The sequence below is a fragment of the Enterobacter sp. ECC-175 genome, assembly GCF_043968675.1.
In the GTDB taxonomy this organism is placed as follows: Bacteria; Pseudomonadota; Gammaproteobacteria; order Enterobacterales; family Enterobacteriaceae; genus Enterobacter.
Genome location: NZ_CP143776.1, coordinates 421,896 through 442,605 on the forward strand (window position 1 = coordinate 421,896; position 20,710 = coordinate 442,605).

The 20,710-nt window shown below is 55.4% G+C and carries 14 protein-coding genes, 4 tRNA genes, 3 rRNA genes and 1 riboswitch; of the genes, 4 read left to right on the top strand and 17 right to left on the bottom strand.

From position 1 onward, the window contains the following. The first annotated feature begins 50 nt into the window (after window positions 1-50). Window positions 51-1,046: a LacI family DNA-binding transcriptional regulator gene (locus V1599_RS02100; protein ID WP_112012651.1), complete on the top strand. Its 996-nt coding sequence runs from the start codon at window positions 51-53 to the stop codon at window positions 1,044-1,046. 31 nt (window positions 1,047-1,077) lie between these two features. On the opposite strand, the gene ilvA is transcribed toward V1599_RS02100, so the two are convergent. The 7 genes from ilvA to ilvL all read right to left on the bottom strand — a co-directional run bounded on the left by ilvA (window position 1,078) and on the right by ilvL (window position 7,628). Then, window positions 1,078-2,622: a threonine ammonia-lyase, biosynthetic gene (ilvA, locus tag V1599_RS02105; RefSeq protein WP_395300949.1), complete on the bottom strand. Its 1,545-nt coding sequence runs from the start codon at window positions 2,620-2,622 to the stop codon at window positions 1,078-1,080. A 2-nt stretch (window positions 2,623-2,624) separates the two neighbouring features. Further along, window positions 2,625-4,475, bottom strand: coding sequence for a dihydroxy-acid dehydratase (ilvD, locus tag V1599_RS02110; protein WP_112012653.1), 1,851 nt, complete (start codon window positions 4,473-4,475; stop codon window positions 2,625-2,627). Between the two features lie 60 nt (window positions 4,476-4,535). Continuing rightward, entirely contained in the window at window positions 4,536-5,465 is a 930-nt protein-coding gene (gene ilvE / locus V1599_RS02115) for a branched-chain-amino-acid transaminase (RefSeq protein WP_297123273.1), read from the bottom strand. 18 nt (window positions 5,466-5,483) lie between these two features. Next, window positions 5,484-5,747 (bottom strand): acetolactate synthase 2 small subunit, encoded by a 264-nt coding sequence (gene ilvM / locus V1599_RS02120; protein ID WP_112012655.1) that lies wholly within the window; start codon window positions 5,745-5,747, stop codon window positions 5,484-5,486. Further along, complete coding sequence (ilvG, locus tag V1599_RS02125) at window positions 5,744-7,390, bottom strand: acetolactate synthase 2 catalytic subunit (protein WP_395300950.1); 1,647 nt, start codon at window positions 7,388-7,390, stop codon at window positions 5,744-5,746. Before ilvG ends, ilvM begins: the two co-directional genes overlap by 4 nt. 2 nt (window positions 7,391-7,392) lie before the next feature. Next, window positions 7,393-7,443 carry a peptide IlvX gene (gene ilvX / locus V1599_RS02130; protein ID WP_112012665.1) on the bottom strand — a complete coding sequence of 17 codons (51 nt, stop codon included), beginning with the start codon at window positions 7,441-7,443 and terminating at the stop codon, window positions 7,393-7,395. Window positions 7,444-7,529: 86 nt separating this feature from the next. Beyond that, window positions 7,530-7,628, bottom strand: coding sequence for an ilv operon leader peptide (gene ilvL, locus V1599_RS02135; protein WP_001311244.1), 99 nt, complete (start codon window positions 7,626-7,628; stop codon window positions 7,530-7,532). Between the two features lie 342 nt (window positions 7,629-7,970). On the opposite strand from ilvL, the gene V1599_RS02140 reads away from it, so the two are divergent. Further along, window positions 7,971-9,491: a YifB family Mg chelatase-like AAA ATPase gene (locus V1599_RS02140; RefSeq protein WP_395300951.1), complete on the top strand. Its 1,521-nt coding sequence runs from the start codon at window positions 7,971-7,973 to the stop codon at window positions 9,489-9,491. 32 nt (window positions 9,492-9,523) lie between these two features. On the opposite strand, the gene V1599_RS02145 is transcribed toward V1599_RS02140, so the two are convergent. Then, window positions 9,524-9,862: a DUF413 domain-containing protein gene (locus V1599_RS02145; protein WP_112012658.1), complete on the bottom strand. Its 339-nt coding sequence runs from the start codon at window positions 9,860-9,862 to the stop codon at window positions 9,524-9,526. Window positions 9,863-9,980: 118 nt separating this feature from the next. Here V1599_RS02145 and hdfR point away from each other — a divergent pair, with 118 nt between their 5' ends. Beyond that, entirely contained in the window at window positions 9,981-10,802 is an 822-nt protein-coding gene (gene hdfR / locus V1599_RS02150; protein WP_112012659.1) for an HTH-type transcriptional regulator HdfR, read from the top strand. 99 nt (window positions 10,803-10,901) lie between these two features. Here the strand turns inward: hdfR and V1599_RS02155 are convergent. The 9 genes from V1599_RS02155 to btuB all read right to left on the bottom strand — a co-directional run bounded on the left by V1599_RS02155 (window position 10,902) and on the right by btuB (window position 19,258). Further along, window positions 10,902-10,977: transfer RNA gene (locus V1599_RS02155), tRNA-Trp, on the bottom strand. A 53-nt stretch (window positions 10,978-11,030) separates the two neighbouring features. Further along, a tRNA-Asp gene (locus tag V1599_RS02160) sits at window positions 11,031-11,107 on the bottom strand. Window positions 11,108-11,162: 55 nt separating this feature from the next. Beyond that, window positions 11,163-11,278 (bottom strand): 5S ribosomal RNA (rrf, locus tag V1599_RS02165). 70 nt (window positions 11,279-11,348) lie between these two features. Further along, window positions 11,349-14,254 (bottom strand): 23S ribosomal RNA (locus V1599_RS02170). A 180-nt stretch (window positions 14,255-14,434) separates the two neighbouring features. Beyond that, window positions 14,435-14,510: transfer RNA gene (locus tag V1599_RS02175), tRNA-Ala, on the bottom strand. A gap of 42 nt (window positions 14,511-14,552) precedes the next feature. Beyond that, window positions 14,553-14,629 (bottom strand) — tRNA-Ile (locus tag V1599_RS02180). A 70-nt stretch (window positions 14,630-14,699) separates the two neighbouring features. After that, window positions 14,700-16,241: ribosomal RNA gene (locus tag V1599_RS02185) — 16S ribosomal RNA — on the bottom strand. The 16S, 23S and 5S rRNA genes sit together here with 4 tRNA genes alongside, the layout of an rRNA operon. A gap of 379 nt (window positions 16,242-16,620) precedes the next feature. Beyond that, complete coding sequence (murI, locus tag V1599_RS02190) at window positions 16,621-17,472, bottom strand: glutamate racemase (protein WP_395300952.1); 852 nt, start codon at window positions 17,470-17,472, stop codon at window positions 16,621-16,623. Further along, entirely contained in the window at window positions 17,417-19,258 is a 1,842-nt protein-coding gene (gene btuB / locus V1599_RS02195; RefSeq protein ID WP_395300953.1) for a TonB-dependent vitamin B12 receptor BtuB, read from the bottom strand. Before btuB ends, murI begins: the two co-directional genes overlap by 56 nt. A gap of 65 nt (window positions 19,259-19,323) precedes the next feature. Then, window positions 19,324-19,500, bottom strand: a riboswitch (cobalamin riboswitch). Window positions 19,501-19,604: 104 nt separating this feature from the next. Between btuB and trmA the strand changes: the two genes are divergently transcribed. Further along, complete coding sequence (gene trmA, locus V1599_RS02200) at window positions 19,605-20,705, top strand: tRNA (uridine(54)-C5)-methyltransferase TrmA (protein WP_112012311.1); 1,101 nt, start codon at window positions 19,605-19,607, stop codon at window positions 20,703-20,705. The last annotated feature ends 5 nt before the right edge of the window (window positions 20,706-20,710 follow it).

The window sequence follows — 20,710 nt, forward strand, 5'->3', positions numbered from 1 at the left end:
CGGTATTGTTAACCCCTTCGCATTTTTCAAGATTGGGACGGATTTTCATCATGGCGTCATTAAAAGACGTAGCAAAGTTGGCAAACGTATCGTTGATGACGGTTTCACGCGCCCTTAATGAACCCGAGCGCCTGAAAAAGGACACCTACGAGCGGGTTATGGCGGCGGTCAACGAGCTGAACTATGTATCTGATATCTCGGCGCGCAAAATCCGCGGGGCAAAATCTACGCTGAATACCATCGGCGTGCTGGCGTTAGACACCACCACTACGCCATTTTCCGTCGAGATTACGCTGTCGATAGAAGAAACCGCGCGCGCCCACGGCTGGAACAGCTTTCAGGTCAACATGTTCTCTGACGACAATCCCGACAAGATCGTCGATCTGCTGCTCTCCCATCGGCCTAATGGCATCATCTACACCACAATGGGCCTGCGCCAGGTCCCCATTCCGCAAAAGCTGCGCACCCTTCCCTGCGTACTGGCGAACTGTGAAAGCCTGACGGAAGAAGTGGCCAGCTACATCCCGGATGATGAAAACGGGCAATACGCGGGGATGAAAGCAGTGCTGGAAGCAGGGTATCGAAAACCGCTGTGCATTCATTTGCCGAAGGAGTTGGTCGTCAGCCAGCGACGTCGGGCGGGCATTGAACGAGCCTGTAAGGAATATGGCGTCGACCCTCAGCGGCTCGTCCATCATTATCTGCCGGAAGGAGACGCGCATTATCTGGACGCCGCGAAGCTGGTTTATCGCTGTCTGACCGGATCGGAGCGCCCGTTTGACGCCATTATTTGCGGTAACGATCGTATCGCTTTTGTGGTCTATCAGGCGTTGCTGACCAGGGGGCTCAAGATCCCGCAGGACGTTGCCGTACTGGGGTACGACAATATGGTGGGGACAGGTGACCTCTTTCTGCCGCCGTTATCTACCGTGCAGTTGCCGCACTATGAAATCGGCCGTCAGAGCGCCCTGCATATTATTAACGGGTTAACCCATCAAGAGACTGTCCTGGTCGATAGCCCTTATCTGCCAAGACAGTCGCTCTGATTTTACGTTCTGGTACAGAAGGAGGGATTCGCTAGCCCGCCAGGAAGAACCTGAACGCCGGATTATGGGTTTCATCGTGGCACTCATAGCCCAATTCGTTCAGCCGCGTTTCGAAATCCGGCTCGTGCTCGCCCAGCTCGAACGCCGCCAGCACGCGGCCGTAGTCGGTGCCGTGGCTGCGATAGTGGAACAGAGAGATGTTCCAGTGCGTGCCCAGCGTGTGCAGGAACTTCAGCAGCGCGCCCGGCGATTCAGGGAACTCAAAGCTGAACAGGCGTTCCTTGAGCGGCTTCGACGGACGTCCGCCGACCATATAGCGCACGTGCAGCTTCGCCATCTCGTCGTCGGAAAGATCGACCACGCTGTAGCCGCCCCCGTGCAGCAGGCTGAGGATCTCCTTGCGTTCTTCGAGGCCACGGCTCAGGCGCACGCCGACAAAAATGCAGGCGTCTTTGGCATCGGCAAAGCGGTAGTTGAACTCCGTCACCGAACGGCCGCCCAGCAGCTGGCAGAACTTGAGGAAGCTGCCCTTCTCTTCCGGAATGGTCACCGCCAGCAGGGCTTCACGCTGTTCGCCCAGCTCGCAGCGCTCGGACACGTAGCGCAGGCCGTGGAAGTTAACGTTAGCGCCCGAAAGCACGTGCGCCATGCGCTCGCCGCGAATGTTGTGCTGCGCGATGTATTTCTTCATCCCCGCCAGCGCCAGCGCGCCGGACGGCTCCGCGACGGCACGCACGTCTTCGAACAAATCTTTCATCGCCGCGCAGATCGCGTCGCTGTCGACGGTGACGATATCGTCGAGATACTCCCGGCACAGGCGGAAGGTTTCATCCCCGATGCGCTTCACCGCCACGCCCTCGGCAAACAGCCCGACGCGCGGCAGGTCCACCGGATGGCCCGCATCCAGCGCTGCCTTCAGGCAGGCGGAATCTTCCGCTTCAACGGCGATGACTTTGATCTGCGGCATCAGCTGTTTGATCAGCACCGCCACGCCCGCGGCTAAGCCACCGCCGCCCACCGGGACGAAGACGCGGTCAAGATGCGCATCCTGCTGCAGCATCTCCAGTGCCAGCGTGCCCTGCCCGGCAATCACCATCGGGTGATCGAACGGCGGTACCCAGGTAAAGCCCTGCCGCTGCGCCAGCTCAATCGCTTTGGCTTTGGCTTCGTCAAAGTTGGCCCCGTGCAGCAGCACTTCGCCGCCAAAGCCGCGCACCGCGTCGACTTTGATATCCGCCGTGGCAACCGGCATCACGATCAGCGCTTTTAGCCCCAGACGGGCAGAAGAGAATGCCACGCCCTGCGCGTGGTTGCCCGCGGAAGCGGTAATGACGCCGCGCGCTTTTTGCTCGTCGGTCAGCCCGGCCATCATCGCGTAGGCGCCGCGCAGCTTAAAGCTGTGTACCGGCTGACGGTCTTCGCGCTTCACCAGAATGACGTTGTCGAGGCGAGAAGAAAGCTTTTCCATTTTCTGCAGCGGCGTGACCTGCACGGCTTCATAGACCGGCGCGCGCAGTACCGCCCTCAGGTATTCCGCCCCCTCGGGGGCGGCGGATAAGGGTTGTGACTCGGCCATCGTTAGCCCCCAAGCTTCGATTTATCGCGCACCGCGCCTTTGTCCGCACTGGTGGCAAGGCTCGCGTAGGCGCGCAGGGCGAAGGAGACTTCACGCTGGCGGTCTTTCGGCGTCCAGGCTTTGTCGCCGCGCGCTTCTTGTGCCTCACGACGGGCCGCAATCTCCCGATCGCTCAGCTTCAGCTGGATGCCGCGGTTCGGAATATCGATTTCAATCAGGTCACCGTCTTCGATGATCGCGATGTTGCCGCCGCTTGCCGCTTCAGGAGAGACGTGGCCGATAGAGAGGCCGGACGTACCGCCGGAGAAACGGCCGTCGGTGATCAGCGCGCAGGCTTTGCCGAGGCCCATGGATTTCAGGAAGGTGGTTGGGTAGAGCATTTCCTGCATGCCCGGACCGCCTTTTGGTCCTTCGTAGCGGATCACGACAACGTCGCCTTCCACCACTTTGCCGCCGAGGATGGCCTCTACCGCATCGTCCTGGCTCTCATAGACTTTTGCCGGACCGGTGAATTTCAGGATGCTGTCATCCACGCCAGCGGTTTTGACGATGCAGCCGTTTTCCGCGAAGTTACCGTAGAGCACGGCCAGGCCGCCGTCTTTGCTGTAGGCGTGCTCAAGGGAGCGAATGCAGCCTTCGGCGCGGTCGTCATCCAGCGTGTCCCAGCGACAGTCCTGTGAGAACGCCTGAGTGGTGCGAATGCCCGCCGGACCCGCGCGGAACATATTCTTCACCGCGTCGTCTTTGGTTAGCATCACGTCGTATTTGTCCAGCGACTCCGGCAGCGTCAGGCCGAGCACGTTTTTCACGTTACGGTTCAACAGGCCCGCACGATCCAGCTCGCCGAGAATGCCGATAACGCCACCGGCGCGGTGTACGTCCTCCATGTGGTACTTCTGGGTGCTTGGCGCGACCTTACAGAGCTGCGGCACCTTGCGGGACAGCTTGTCGATATCGCTCATGGTGAAATCGATTTCCGCTTCCTGCGCGGCGGCCAGCAGGTGGAGAACGGTGTTGGTGGAGCCGCCCATGGCGATATCCAGAGTCATGGCGTTCTCAAACGCGGCTTTGCTGGCGATATTTCGCGGCAGCGCGCTGGCGTCGTCCTGCTCGTAGTAGCGCTTGGTCAACTCAACGATGCGCTTACCGGCATTGAGGAACAGCTGCTTGCGGTCGGCGTGGGTCGCCAGCAGGGAGCCGTTGCCCGGCTGAGACAGGCCCAGCGCTTCGGTCAGGCAGTTCATGGAGTTGGCGGTGAACATCCCGGAACAGGAGCCGCACGTTGGACACGCGGAGCGCTCCACCTGGTCGCTCTGCTCGTCAGAGACTTTCGGGTCCGCGCCCTGGATCATCGCATCGACCAGGTCGAGCTTGATGATTTTATCGGAAAGCTTGGTTTTCCCCGCTTCCATTGGGCCGCCGGAGACGAAGATCACCGGAATGTTCAGGCGCAGGGAGGCCATCAGCATCCCCGGGGTGATTTTGTCGCAGTTGGAGATACACACCATCGCATCGGCGCAGTGGGCGTTCACCATGTACTCTACCGAGTCGGCGATCAGCTCGCGAGACGGCAGTGAATAGAGCATGCCCCCGTGCCCCATCGCGATACCGTCATCGACCGCGATGGTGTTGAACTCTTTCGCCACCCCGCCGGAGGCTTCGATTTGCTCAGCAACCAGCTTGCCGAGATCGCGCAGGTGTACGTGGCCCGGTACGAACTGGGTGAAGGAGTTCACCACGGCGATAATCGGCTTGCCGAAATCGGCGTCGGTCATCCCGGTGGCGCGCCAGAGCGCGCGAGCTCCAGCCATGTTGCGGCCGTGGGTGGTGGTGGCGGAACGATACTTAGGCATGCTTTATTTACTCCCGTCTGACTATTTAATGGGACGGTGCGTGCCGTCCCAAATTTATGCTTAGTGATTAACCTGATCCAACCAGCCGTATTTGTCTTCGGTTTCGCCAGTGAAGAGGCCAAAGAAGGCTTGCTGAATACGCTTGGTGATCGGGCCACAGCGGCCTTCGCCGACCTGGATACCGTCTACGCTGCGAACCGGCGTGATTTCCGCCGCGGTGCCGGACATAAAGACTTCATCCGCCAGATACAGAGATTCGCGGGACAACACCTGCTCGCGCACTTCGATACCGAGATCTTTCGCCAGCTTGATGATCGCGTCGCGGGTAATGCCCGGCAGCGCGGAAGAGGTGAACGGCGGGGTAAACAGAATGCCGTCTTTTACCTCAAACAGGTTTTCACCTGCGCCTTCAGAGATGTAGCCGTTGACGTCCAGCGCGATGCCTTCCTGATAGCCGTGGCGGCGCGCTTCGCTGCCAACCAGCAGGGAGGAGAGGTAGTTACCGCCCGCTTTTGCCGCCGTTGGGATAGTGTTTGGCGCAACGCGGTTCCAGGAAGAAACCATGGCGTCGATCCCCTGATCCAGCGCTTCGGCACCCAGGTAAGCGCCCCACGGGAACGCGGCAATGATCACGTCGGTGTTATAGCCAGCCGGCGGGTTAACGCCCATGCCCACATCACCTACGAACACCAGTGGACGAATATAGGCACTGGTCAGGTTGTTCTTGCGGATCACCTCGCGGCAGGCTTCCATCAGCTCGTCAACGCTCTGGGAAACCGGGAAACGATAGATTTTGGCTGAGTCATGCAGACGCTGCATGTGTTCGCGATGGCGGAACACCACTGGCCCTTTGTGAGAATCGTAGCAGCGGATACCCTCAAACACGGAGGTACCGTAGTGCAGCGCGTGGGACATCACGTGAACTTTCGCGTCTTCCCAACGAACCATCTCACCGTTGAACCAAATGTAATCAGCTTTTTTCGTCGTCATTTTCTCTTCCTGTCACGCTCAAGCGCGGATTTGTTGTGATGTGGTTGTGCTCTGGCAGATGGCAACATGGGCAACGTCTACCAGCTTATTTAATTGACTAAACAGTAAGTCGACCGGCCGCTGACTGGCAACGGTTAATTCAATGTTAATGTTCTGGGCATCGGTGGCCGTCTCCATATTCATAGAGCAAATCTGAAAGCCACGATGACGGACCACGCGCAAAACGCGTTCTAAGGTTTCCGGGTTGAAGCGAGCCTGCACGGCGACCTGATGCTGCATCATGATAATTTCTCCATCATTTGTGCGTTACTGGCACCTGGCGGTACCAACGGCCAGACGTTCTCAAGCTCGTCGATTGAGACATGAAGCAGGTACGGCCCTTCGCTTGAGAGCATGGCGTCGAGTGCCGCTTCAACCTGGTCTTTACGGGTAATGTGCTGCCCAGGGATACCAAAGGCGCTGGCCAGCACGAGGAAATCGGGGTTATCGGTGAGCGTCGTTTCGCTGTAGCGCGCCTGGAAAAACAGCTGTTGCCACTGGCGCACCATCCCTAAGCGCTGGTTATCGAGCAACACAATTTTCAGCGGCAGCTGCTTGCGCTTCACGGTGCCGAGCTCTTGCACGTTCATCATGAACGAACCGTCGCCGGAGATGCAGATAACGGTATCGTTCGGGCGAGCAACCTGCGCGCCAACCGCTGCGGGCAGGCCAAAGCCCATTGTTCCTAAGCCGCTGGAGGTGATGAAGTTTTCCGGGCGGGTGTAGGTCATGTGCTGGGCTGACCACATCTGATGCTGGCCCACGTCCGTGGTGACAACGCTGTCTGCGGGCTTGCGGTCGGACAGCTGTTTCAACAGCAGCGGGGCGTAGATGGCGTCACCGGGATGATCGTAGCGCCACGCGTGTTCAGCGCGCATATCGGCGGTGTGCTGGCGCCATGCGTTGATATCCAGCGGCTGTTGCAAGGCGGGTAACAGCGCGTTGAGATCGCCCTGCAGCGCAACGTGCGCCTGACGCAGCTTGTTCATCTCCGCCGGGTCGATATCCATATGGATCACTTTGGCGTTCGGCGCAAAGGTATTCAGCTTGCCGGTAACGCGGTCATCAAAACGGGCCCCCACGGCGATGAGCAGATCGCACTCCTGAACGGCCAGGTTTGCCGCTTTGGTGCCGTGCATTCCCAGCATCCCCAGATAATAGGGGTACTCTGCGTCTACCGCCCCCAGCCCTTTCAGCGTGCAGGTAGCGGGCATTTGCGTAACGGCAATAAACTCGCGCAGAGCCGGCACCGCCTGCGCCATCCCCACGCCGCCGCCCACGTACAGCATCGGCTGTTTTGCCTGAGCCAGCATCTGACGCGCGTCTTCTACTTCGCTATGCGGGAAGTCATGATCGTTTTTGACGGTGGAGAAGTGCGGCTCAAGATCGGCCAGCGCAACCTGTATATCTTTAGGGATATCGACCAGAACCGGGCCGGGACGGCCCGAGTTTGCCACGTCAAATGCTTCCGCCATCACGCGCGGTAGCTCTTCCAGAGATTGAACGAGGAAGCTGTGCTTGGTACAGGCGAGCGACAGGCCAAGCACGTCCACCTCCTGGAAGGCATCGGTGCCGATGAACGGAGACGCCACCTGGCCGGTGATAGCGACAACGGGAACGGAATCAAGCAGCGCATCGGCCAGGCCGGTGATCAGGTTGGTTGCGCCCGGACCGGAAGTGGCCATGCAGACGCCGGTTTTTCCCGTGGCGCGCGCATAGCCTATGGCCGCCATCGCTGCCCCCTGCTCGTGCCGACACAGTAGGTGTTCCACGCCGCCGTCATACAGTGCATCGTAAATCGGCATAATTGCGCCGCCCGGATAACCGAATACGGTTTCAACTCCCTGCGCACGCAACGCATGTACTACCCACTGTGCCCCATTCATAGTTAGTTCCCCGTCATAAATCGGGAGAAACAGAATTTTGTGCTAGCATTCATTCTCTGCTCCTCGTTTACGTTTTTTAGTCATAAAAAAACCCCCGGACCTTTCGGTGCGGGGGTCTTAGTTCGTTAAGGCTTGATTTCTAAGCCTTTCCTCGTCCAAGTGCAGCCCCGCACGGTGGGATAATAATCACCACCACGCTAATCACGACCAGGCTAATCACTCGTAGAAGGGCTGTCATTTTCAGTTCTTTTTGCATCTTGTTCGAAGGAATACCTAAAGAGGTATCACAGTTTTTTAAATAAGCACAAGATTTATTTATGATGATTTTATTTAGGCAGCAAATTATTTTGCTGAAAATCTTTGTTTTATATAAGGAAAATTGAAAATGAATTTTTTTCATTTTTTTAGTCCTCCTTGTTCCGCCGATTAGCAGCCTGTAGCTCCTATGCGAGCACGATTCCAACGTCATGCAATCATTACAAAATGGCGCTAAAAATCATGAACGCGCCTCGTATATACACAAAATGAAGATAAAAGCTGATAACAGACACAGGCATAGTAAGGCCAAAAGGAGGGCGTCATGTCTCTGTCAGTTGTGTATACGCGAGCGGCGTTAGGCGTGAAGGCGCCGCTGATTTCTGTTGAGGTGCATCTGAGCAATGGTCTGCCCGGGCTAACCCTGGTGGGTCTGCCCGAAACGACGGTCAAAGAGGCACGGGACCGGGTGCGCAGCGCGATCATCAACAGCGGTTATTCTTTCCCGGCAAAAAAGATAACCATCAATCTCGCCCCGGCGGATCTGCCTAAAGAGGGGGGACGATATGATTTACCTATCGCTATTGCGCTTCTCGCGGCCTCTGAGCAGCTTAATACGACTCGGCTAGGCTCGTATGAGTTCGTGGGCGAGCTTGCGCTTACAGGCTCGTTAAGAGGCGTTCCTGGTGCGATATCAAGTGCTTTAGAAGCGATTCGGGCCGGAAGACAAATTATTGTGGCGAATGAGAACGCGTCAGAAGTGAGCCTTATCGCTGAGAAAGGGTGTCTGGTAGCCGGGCATTTGCAGGAGGTATGTGCCTACCTTGAAGGGCGACACGAGCTGAAAGCGCCGGAAGAAAGTGATGCGTACACCCCGGATACGAGTGAAGATCTTTGCGACATTATGGGCCAGGAGCAAGGTAAGCGAGCGCTAGAGATTACCGCCGCAGGCGGGCACAACCTTTTGCTTATAGGTCCACCGGGAACGGGTAAGACTATGCTGGCCAGCAGGCTGAACGGACTGCTTCCGCCGCTTAATAACCGGGAAGCGTTGGAAAGCGCGGCGATATTTAGCCTGGTCAGCACGGTGTCGCTGCAAAAACAGTGGCGCCGTCGTCCATTTCGCTCGCCACACCACAGCGCCTCGCTGACGGCCATGGTTGGCGGAGGGTCAATTCCCGCACCGGGTGAAATCTCGCTGGCGCACAACGGCATTCTGTTTCTGGATGAACTGCCGGAATTTGAGCGCCGCGTACTGGACGCGCTTCGTGAGCCCATCGAATCGGGGGAGATTCATATCTCCCGTACGCGAGCGAAGATCAGCTATCCCGCAAAGTTTCAACTGGTTGCCGCAATGAACCCTAGCCCCACGGGGCATTATCAAGGTAACCATAACCGCTGTACGCCCGAGCAAACGCTGCGCTATTTGAGCAAATTGTCCGGACCGTTTCTCGACAGGTTCGATCTCTCCCTGGAGATTCCTTTACCGCCGCCGGGCCTGCTTCGGCAAACTCATGCTCAGGGTGAAGGTACGGCTTCGGTGCGTGAAAGAGTCATTGCAGCACAGGCGCGTCAGTATTCGCGCCAGCATACGTTGAACGCTCGGCTGGATAATGCGGGGATTCGGCAGTACTGCCACCTCACCGCTGAGGATGCCGGCTGGCTAGAGGACACGTTATCACGATTTGGCCTTTCTATACGGGCCTGGCAGCGTTTACTCAAGGTAGCAAGAACTATCGCTGACCTCGAAGCAAGCCCCGATATTGAAAGACGTCATCTTCAGGAGGCGCTGAGCTATCGCGGGATCGATCGTCTTTTGTTACATCTGCAAAAGATGCTGGCATAAAAAAAGGGGCCGCAGCCCCTTTTTGTATCAGATCAGTCGTCAGACTCGGTGTAGTCTTCAGCACCTTCCATCTGCGGCTTACCGCCAGACAGCGTATGGAAGCGTTTCGGACGCTTGATACGCGCCATGTACTTGCTCCATACGCGTTCTACTTCAGATTCCGGCTCACGCTCACCGCGGCAAACAGCAAGGAACTGTTTTTCTTCTTCAGTTACTGGCTCACGCTTGCCCAGATCCAGCTCGTTAAAGGCATAACCATGGCGCTCAAGAAGCTGAGCCTCTTTGATTGTGAAATCGCCGTGACGAGAGAACCCGCGCGGATAATGTTTATTGTCGAAAAAACGATTAGTCGTCGTAAAGCTTTCCGCCATCCTACACGCTCCTAATTCTTTGGCCGAGCTATTTATGGCGCGGAGTATTAGTTACGCTTGACAGAGTGTAAAACAAAACATTTAAATCATAACGACAAATAATTTTGTGGAGAAGGATGTGGATACGGAATTGCTAAAAACTTTCCTTGAAGTGAGCAGAACGCGTCACTTTGGGCGAGCAGCTGAAGCTCTTTATCTCACGCAGTCAGCGGTCAGTTTTCGTATTCGGCAGCTGGAAAATCAATTGGGTGTCAATCTTTTCACCCGTCATCGCAACAACATCCGCTTGACGCCAGCCGGTGAAAAACTGTTGCCGTATGCCGAAACATTGATGAATACCTGGCAGGCCGCCCGCAAGGAGGTGGCGCATACATCCAGACACAATGAATTTTCAATCGGTGCGAGCGCTTCGCTATGGGAGTGTATGTTGAGTCAATGGCTTACGCGTCTCTACGGGACTCATACACACCTGCAGTTTGAAGCCAGAATTGCGCAACGGCAGTCGCTGGTTAAGCAACTCCATGAACGCCAGCTGGATCTTCTGATCACGACAGAAGCGCCTAAAATGGATGAATTTAGCAGCCAGATCGTTGGGCAGTTTGGTCTTGCGCTTTATGCCTCAGCGCCATCCATGGTAAAAGCCGATCTCAATTATCTCCGTTTAGAGTGGGGACCGGATTTTCAGCAGCATGAGAGTGGATTAATCGCCAGCGATGACGTTCCCCAGCTGACGACGAGTTCCGCAGAGATTGCGTGCCAGCAGCTTTCCCTACTAAAGGGTTGTACCTGGCTACCTACGCGCTGGGCAGACAACAAACCGGGATTACACACCGTCACTGATTCTACGGCGCTCTCCCGGCCGCTCTATGCCATTTGGTTGCAGAACAGCGATAAGCAATCCCAGATAAAAGATCTGTTAAAAATCAACATACTGGATTGACTAGTAAGGCGGCAAGGACGCTAGCCTCACTTTGACTAGAGCGAATATTGTCGAGCTACAGGCAAAAAAAAATCCTTTGCCGAAGCAAAGGATTCTATATGGCAGGGGCGGAGAGACTCGAACTCGCGACACCCGGTTTTGGAGACCGGTGCTCTACCAACTGAGCTACGCCCCTAAATCGTCTTACCACTAAGCCTGCCCAGAAGGCAGGCTTAGTGTCTTAATAAGTGGCGGAACGGACGGGACTCGAACCCGCGACCCCCTGCGTGACAGGCAGGTATTCTAACCGACTGAACTACCGCTCCACCGAAGACTGCTGTAACCACCGGATTTATGCACCGGCTTACTACTTAATTTGATGCCTGGCAGTTCCCTACTCTCACATGGGGAGACCCCACACTACCATCGGCGCTACGGCGTTTCACTTCTGAGTTCGGCATGGGGTCAGGTGGGACCACCGCGCTAAAGCCGCCAGGCAAATTCTGTTATCTGTATCAGGCTGAATTTTGATTTTTCGTCTCTTCGCCAAAACATCTTCGGCGTTGTAAGGTTAAGCCTCACGGTTCATTAGTATCGGTTAGCTCAACGCATCGCTGCGCTTACACACCCGACCTATCAACGTCGTCGTCTTCAACGTTCCTTCAGGACCCTTAAAGGGTCAGGGAGAACTCATCTCGGGGCAAGTTTCGTGCTTAGATGCTTTCAGCACTTATCTCTTCCGCATTTAGCTACCGGGCAGTGCCATTGGCATGACAACCCGAACACCAGTGATGCGTCCACTCCGGTCCTCTCGTACTAGGAGCAGCCCCCCTCAATTCTCCAGCGCCCACGGCAGATAGGGACCGAACTGTCTCACGACGTTCTAAACCCAGCTCGCGTACCACTTTAAATGGCGAACAGCCATACCCTTGGGACCTACTTCAGCCCCAGGATGTGATGAGCCGACATCGAGGTGCCAAACACCGCCGTCGATATGAACTCTTGGGCGGTATCAGCCTGTTATCCCCGGAGTACCTTTTATCCGTTGAGCGATGGCCCTTCCATTCAGAACCACCGGATCACTATGACCTGCTTTCGCACCTGCTCGAGCCGTCACTCTCGCAGTCAAGCTAGCTTATGCCATTGCACTAACCTCCTGATGTCCGACCAGGATTAGCTAACCTTCGTGCTCCTCCGTTACTCTTTGGGAGGAGACCGCCCCAGTCAAACTACCCACCAGACACTGTCCGCAACCCGGATCACGGGTCTACGTTAGAACACCAGCCATTAAAGGGTGGTATTTCAAGGTTGGCTCCACGCAGACTGGCGTCCACGCTTCAAAGCCTCCCACCTATCCTACACATCAAGGACCAGTGTTCAGTGTCAAGCTATAGTAAAGGTTCACGGGGTCTTTCCGTCTTGCCGCGGGTACACTGCATCTTCACAGCGAGTTCAATTTCACTGAGTCTCGGGTGGAGACAGCCTGGCCATCATTACGCCATTCGTGCAGGTCGGAACTTACCCGACAAGGAATTTCGCTACCTTAGGACCGTTATAGTTACGGCCGCCGTTTACCGGGGCTTCGATCAAGAGCTTCGCGTTGCCGCTAACCCCATCAATTAACCTTCCGGCACCGGGCAGGCGTCACACCGTATACGTCCACTTTCGTGTTTGCACAGTGCTGTGTTTTTAATAAACAGTTGCAGCCAGCTGGTATCTTCGACTGATTTCAGCTCCACCCGCAGGGGCTTCACCTACATATCAGCGTGCCTTCTCCCGAAGTTACGGCACCATTTTGCCTAGTTCCTTCACCCGAGTTCTCTCAAGCGCCTTGGTATTCTCTACCTGACCACCTGTGTCGGTTTGGGGTACGATTTCGTGTTACCTGATGCTTAGAGGCTTTTCCTGGAAGCAGGGCATTTATCACTTCAGCACCGTAGTGCCTCGTCGTCACACCTCAGCGTTAATAAGGTACCGGATTTACCTGGAACCTCCGCCTACATGCTTAAACCGGGACAACCGTCGCCCGGCTGACATAGCCTTCTCCGTCCCCCCTTCGCAGTAACACCAAGTACAGGAATATTAACCTGTTTCCCATCGACTACGCCTTTCGGCCTCGCCTTAGGGGTCGACTCACCCTGCCCCGATTAACGTTGGACAGGAACCCTTGGTCTTCCGGCGAGCGGGCTTTTCACCCGCTTTATCGTTACTTATGTCAGCATTCGCACTTCTGATACCTCCAGCAACCCTCACAGGCCACCTTCAACGGCTTACAGAACGCTCCCCTACCCAACAACACCTGAGTGTCGCTGCCGCAGCTTCGGTGCATGGTTTAGCCCCGTTACATCTTCCGCGCAGGCCGACTCGACCAGTGAGCTATTACGCTTTCTTTAAATGATGGCTGCTTCTAAGCCAACATCCTGGCTGTCTGTGCCTTCCCACATCGTTTCCCACTTAACCATGACTTTGGGACCTTAGCTGGCGGTCTGGGTTGTTTCCCTCTTCACGACGGACGTTAGCACCCGCCGTGTGTCTCCCGTGATAACATTCTTCGGTATTCGTAGTTTGCATCGGGTTGGTAAGCCGGGATGGCCCCCTAGCCGAAACAGTGCTCTACCCCCGAAGATGAGTTCACGAGGCGCTACCTAAATAGCTTTCGGGGAGAACCAGCTATCTCCCGGTTTGATTGGCCTTTCACCCCCAGCCACAGGTCATCCGCTAATTTTTCAACATTAGTCGGTTCGGTCCTCCAGTTAGTGTTACCCAACCTTCAACCTGCCCATGGCTAGATCACCGGGTTTCGGGTCTATACCCTGCAACTTAACGCCCAGTTAAGACTCGGTTTCCCTTCGGCTCCCCTATACGGTTAACCTTGCTACAGAATATAAGTCGCTGACCCATTATACAAAAGGTACGCAGTCACACCACGAAGGTGCTCCCACTGCTTGTACGTACACGGTTTCAGGTTCTTTTTCACTCCCCTCGCCGGGGTTCTTTTCGCCTTTCCCTCACGGTACTGGTTCACTATCGGTCAGTCAGGAGTATTTAGCCTTGGAGGATGGTCCCCCCATATTCAGACAGGATACCACGTGTCCCGCCCTACTCTTCGAGTTCACAGCATGTGTGCTTTCGTGTACGGGACTGTCACCCTGTACCGTGCGACTTTCCAGACGCTTCCACTAACACACAAGCTGATTCAGACTCTGGGCTGCTCCCCGTTCGCTCGCCGCTACTGGGGGAATCTCGGTTGATTTCTTTTCCTCGGGGTACTTAGATGTTTCAGTTCCCCCGGTTCGCCTCGTTAACCTATGTATTCAGTTAACGATAGTGTGACGAATCACACTGGGTTTCCCCATTCGGACATCGCCGGGTCAAGGGTTCATATCACCTCGCCGGCGCTTTTCGCAGATTAGCACGTCCTTCATCGCCTCTGACTGCCAGGGCATCCACCGTGTACGCTTAGTCGCTTAACCTCACAACCCGAAGATGTTTCTTTCGATTCATCATTGTGATTGCGAAAATTTGAGAGACTCGAACACACATAATATGTGTGTCGTTTCAATTTTCAGCTTGATCCAGATTTTTAAAGAGCAAAACTTCGCAGTGCACCTTTTCAGGTTCACTCTGAAGTTTTCTTGTTTATGCAGTAAAGATGGTGGAGCTATGCGGGATCGAACCGCAGACCTCCTGCGTGCAAAGCAGGCGCTCTCCCAGCTGAGCTATAGCCCCATCGTTTGCAATCTCTGTACCGCTCATCCTTTAAAAGGAGTTTGGTAGGCCTGAGTGGACTTGAACCACCGACCTCACCCTTATCAGGGGTGCGCTCTAACCACCTGAGCTACAAGCCTGCAGAGATTTTTACTGCTGTTTTTTCATCAGACAATCTGTGTGGACACTACAAAGGCAGGTTCTTTAAGGTAAGGAGGTGATCCAACCGCAGGTTCCCCTACGGTTACCTTGTTACGACTTCACCCCAGTCATGAATCACAAAGTGGTAAGCGCCCTCCCGAAGGTTAAGCTACCTACTTCTTTTGCAACCCACTCCCATGGTGTGACGGGCGGTGTGTACAAGGCCCGGGAACGTATTCACCGTAGCATTCTGATCCACGATTACTAGCGATTCCGACTTCATGGAGTCGAGTTGCAGACTCCAATCCGGACTACGACGTACTTTATGAGGTCCGCTTGCTCTCGCGAGGTCGCTTCTCTTTGTATACGCCATTGTAGCACGTGTGTAGCCCTACTCGTAAGGGCCATGATGACTTGACGTCATCCCCACCTTCCTCCAGTTTATCACTGGCAGTCTCCTTTGAGTTCCCGGCCTAACCGCTGGCAACAAAGGATAAGGGTTGCGCTCGTTGCGGGACTTAACCCAACATTTCACAACACGAGCTGACGACAGCCATGCAGCACCTGTCTCAGAGTTCCCGAAGGCACCAAAGCATCTCTGCTAAGTTCTCTGGATGTCAAGAGTAGGTAAGGTTCTTCGCGTTGCATCGAATTAAACCACATGCTCCACCGCTTGTGCGGGCCCCCGTCAATTCATTTGAGTTTTAACCTTGCGGCCGTACTCCCCAGGCGGTCTATTTAACGCGTTAGCTCCGGAAGCCACGCCTCAAGGGCACAACCTCCAAATAGACATCGTTTACGGCGTGGACTACCAGGGTATCTAATCCTGTTTGCTCCCCACGCTTTCGCACCTGAGCGTCAGTCTTCGTCCAGGGGGCCGCCTTCGCCACCGGTATTCCTCCAGATCTCTACGCATTTCACCGCTACACCTGGAATTCTACCCCCCTCTACGAGACTCAAGCCTGCCAGTTTCGAATGCAGTTCCCAGGTTGAGCCCGGGGATTTCACATCCGACTTGACAGACCGCCTGCGTGCGCTTTACGCCCAGTAATTCCGATTAACGCTTGCACCCTCCGTATTACCGCGGCTGCTGGCACGGAGTTAGCCGGTGCTTCTTCTGCGGGTAACGTCAATCGACAAGGTTATTAACCTTATCGCCTTCCTCCCCGCTGAAAGTACTTTACAACCCGAAGGCCTTCTTCATACACGCGGCATGGCTGCATCAGGCTTGCGCCCATTGTGCAATATTCCCCACTGCTGCCTCCCGTAGGAGTCTGGACCGTGTCTCAGTTCCAGTGTGGCTGGTCATCCTCTCAGACCAGCTAGGGATCGTCGCCTAGGTGAGCCGTTACCCCACCTACTAGCTAATCCCATCTGGGCACATCCGATGGCAAGAGGCCCGAAGGTCCCCCTCTTTGGTCTTGCGACGTTATGCGGTATTAGCTACCGTTTCCAGTAGTTATCCCCCTCCATCGGGCAGTTTCCCAGACATTACTCACCCGTCCGCCGCTCGCCGGCAAAGTAGCAAGCTACTTTCCGCTGCCGCTCGACTTGCATGTGTTAGGCCTGCCGCCAGCGTTCAATCTGAGCCATGATCAAACTCTTCAATTTAAGTTTGATGCTCGTGAATTAAACTTCGTAATGAATTACGTGTTCACTCAGAGACTTGGTATTCATTTTTCGTCCGAGGACGTTAAGAATCCATGTCACTTTGAGTGCCCACACAGATTGTCTGATAAATTGTTAAAGAGCAGTGCAACGCGGCTTTCGCTCACCGTTGCGAGGTCCCGTATAATACGTTTTCCTCATTCAGAGTCAAGCATTTATTTTTGCTTTTCTCCGCTGGCGTTCATCGCTGAACCCCGCTAACCCGGCGGCCTGTAAGCCGTTGTTCCGTGTCAGTGGAGGCGCATTATAGGGAGTTCTCAGACGTTGACAACCCCTCTTTAAAAAAAAACGTTCAACCGTCTCTTTTTTGCTCAAAAGGGCATTACAACGCCAGTTTTTCGAGCGTTTCAAACCCATAACGCCGCAAAACGGGTAAAAGCTGCTCAGTTTCGGGAGTCAGCGCCATGCAAAACGCGATATTGGCATCTGATGATTTTGCGTCAGGCGCTTCATGCTCAAGCAGCCACGCCGTGCGACGCGCAATGGCCGCGCCGGAATCCACCAGGCGCGTTCCCTCCGGCAGCACTTCTAACAGCTCGTCCTGCAATAAAGGGAAATGCGTGCAGCCCAGCACGACCGTGTCCGGCGGCTCGGGCATTTTCAGCCACGGGCGCAGAATACGGCGCAGCTCGTCGAGCGATACCGTTTCACCATGCAGCTTTGCTTCCGCCATTTGCACCAGCTCGGCCGAACCCAGCATCGCAATCTGGCATTCGTTGGCGAAACGGTCGATAAGCTCACGCGTATAAGGGCGTTTAACCGTACCGCGCGTTGCCAGCAGGCCGACAATGCCGTTCGCCGTGAGGCGAGCCGCGGGTTTGATGGCAGGCACCACGCCCACGACAGGAAACTGGAATTTTTCGCGCAGGGCAGGAAGGGAAACCGTGCTCGCCGTGTTGCAGGCAATCACTGCCAGCGCGAGGGGATAGCGCTGCTGTACCGCGGTGACGATTTCTACCACGCGCTCAACAATAAACTCTTCGCTCTTCTCTCCATAAGGGAAAGCGACGTTATCGAAGGCGTAGATATAATGGAGATCCGGCAGAAGACGCCGAATCTCATCATAGACCGAAAGCCCACCGACGCCGGAATCAAACACCAGCACGGTGGGACGCGGATCAGAAGGTGTAGCTGCCAGACAAGGTGTATTCCCGTCCTGCAGTTTGGTAGCCATAAACTGTCTCGTAATCTTTATCGAACAGGTTGGCTATTTTACCACGAACTGTGAGATGTGAGGTGACAGGATATGAAACGGCAGCGTCCCACAGGCTTATGCCGCCCATTTTAACCTTTTGATAGGTGTTGAAGTCCGTGTCGTAACGCGTGCCCAGGTAGTGATACGTCAGGCTCCAGTCAAAATCATAAATCTGCGTATCAAGCTGATACTTCACCTGCTGCTTAGCACGGCGGTCCAGAAGCGCGTTGGTTGCCGCATTGCGCGCATCCACATAATCGTAGCCGACGGTGTGCGTCAGCGGACCGGTATCAAACGACGCCGTTGCTTCTATACCTTTAATACGCGCTTTGCCGACGTTGTAATACTCCTGAAGGTTATTGTTGAAGTCGATCAGGTTATCAACGTCATTGCGATAACCCGATACGCGCCAGCTCACGCCGGCCGTCAGGCCTTCAAACGCGCCCTCCCACTGCTTACTCTCTTCAGGATCAAGATGGTCGTTGCCATAGAAGCCGTAAAGCTGCCCCAGATTCGGCGCTTTATAGGCCGTACCGTAAGAGGCAATAAAGCGATATCCCTCAATGAATTCCCAGGCGGCGCTGCTCTGCCACGTCCCATGGCGACCAAACTGAGAGTTATCGTCGCTGCGAGCCGCCCCTTCCAGGGTGAAATCACCAAACTTTTGTAGCGCGGTCAGGTAAACGCCGGTATTACGGATGTCGTAGCCGTTTGAGACATAGCTGGTATTCGGCTCCGTGCTTTGCTTCTGCCAGTCAACGCCGGCCCCAACGTTGCCATGCCCAACATCCACGGAGTTCGTCCACTGAAGGTTGTACTGCTTGATTTCATCCAGCGTGGCCGTTGAATCGTAGCGTCCCAGATGCGGATCGTAGTTATAGTCCTTGCTGTGGCCGTAGCTGGAGAGCAGCTGTGAATGGAAAATGTCTTTGTTGAAGCGCAGCCCGGCGTCCCAGGTCTGGCTATACAGCTGGCGGGTGTCGACCAGCACGTCAGGCGTAAACGAGCTGTAGTAGCCGTCGTAGGCGGTACGGTTGCTGTAGCCATAGCCGCGAACAAAACCGCTCCACTGGTCTGAGAAAGCATGTTCCAGCGCGCCGTAGATCGTTTTATTCATAAAGCCGTCGCGATCGGGCTGGGCAAGGCCGCCGTTGTTGCCGTCAGCAACCACGTCAAAACCTTTCGTGTAGGTGTAATCACCGGCCAGCGTCACGCGCGTACTGTCGCCAAGCGTTTGCTGGGTGCTGCCGCCGTAGTTCTGATAGCCATGCGATCCTACGCCCGCATTCAGCGTCGTGCCGTCCTTTGCGCGCGTGGTGATAATATTGACAACGCCGCCAATCGCATCCGAACCGTAAACGGCGGAGCGCGGCCCGCGAATGTATTCAATGCGCTGCACCAGGGCGATCGGGAACTGGCTGAGGTCGGAAGAACCGGTCACGCCGGCCTGGTTCAGGCGGATACCGTCGACCAGGATAAGCACGTGGCTGGAGTTAGTACCGCGAATAAAAAGAGAAGAAAGCTGCCCCATCCCGCCGTTTTGCGCCGTATCAACGCCGGGCAGGCGACGCATTACGTCCACGAGCGTTGTCGATTGCCAGCGATCGATATCCTCACGCGTCACCACGGACGTTGGCGCAAGAACGGTATTAGCAGGCTGTTCAAAACGGTTTGCAGTCACCACCAGCGAGTCGGCGCTATCCTGCGCCCAGCCCGAAAATGCCGTGACGGACAGCGCCGTACACAGCGATACCTTTTTAATCATTGTTAAAGCATCCACAATATAAGAAGGATGCCGCAGGCCTCATCCATAGCACGCGATGATGAAACCAATTGCGACGTGATCCCGGCAGGTCTTCGGGCTAGGTGGCGATTACGGATATAAGACTTCCCATTTTCACAGTGTCTACAATGCATATCCCGCCAGTCTTTACCGCTGCGCGTCAGCTCCAGATTTGCACTGGATTCCCTTTTCACTCTCAGGAGACCGGAAACAGAATGCTACAATTAGATACGGATAGATGTCCAGACAGCCATGAGCCATTAAATCTGGACATCCCCTGCACAATCCCTACAATCCCCGCGTAATTCTTTATCACTCAGGACGTATCATGACCCCCGAACACCTCCCGACAGAACAGTACGACGCACAGCTGGCAGAGAAAGTTGTCCGCCTGCAAAGTATGATGACGCCTTTCAACGCGCCCGTTCCCGAGGTGTTTCGTTCTCCGGTCAGCCACTACCGCATGCGCGCCGAATTCCGCATCTGGCACGACGGTGATGACCTGTACCACATCATTTTCGATCAGCAGACCAAATCCCGCATCCGCGTGAACAGCTTCCCGGCGGCGAGCGAGCTCATTAACCAGCTCATGACGCTGATGATCGAAGGCGTGCGCAACAATCCCGCGCTGCGCCACAAGCTTTTCCAAATCGACTACCTGACCACGCAAAGCAATCAGGCTATCGTCACCCTTCTTTATCATAAGGCGCTGAACGACGAATGGCGCGAGCAGGCAGAAGCCCTGCGCGACGCGCTGCGGGCGCAGAACATCAACGTTCATCTGATTGGCCGCGCGACAAAAACCAAAATCATGCTCGATCAGGATTACGTCGACGAGCGTCTGCCGGTGGCGGGTAAAGAGATGATCTATCGCCAGGTGGAGAACAGCTTCACCCAGCCAAACGCCGCGATGAACGTGCAGATGCTTGAATGGGCGTTGAACGCCACGGAAGGATCAACGGGCGATTTGCTGGAGCTGTACTGCGGCAACGGCAACTTCTCGCTGGCGCTGGCGCGTAACTTCGATCGCGTGCTGGCAACCGAAATCGCGAAGCCATCCGTCGCCGCCGCGCAGTACAACATCGCGGCGAACCATATTGATAACGTGCAGATTATCCGCATGGCGGCAGAAGAGTTTACCCAGGCAATGAACGGCGTGCGTGAATTTAACCGCCTGCAGGGGATTGATTTGAAGAGCTACCGGTGTGAGACGATTTTTGTCGATCCGCCGCGCAGCGGGCTGGACAGCGAAACCGAGAAGATGGTGCAGGCGTACCCGCGTATTTTGTACATCTCCTGCAACCCGGAGACGCTGTGCAAGAATCTCGAAACACTAAGCCAGACGCACAACGTTGAACGTCTGGCGCTGTTCGATCAGTTCCCGTATACGCACCATATGGAGTGCGGCGTGCTGCTAACGGCAAAGTAACCTGC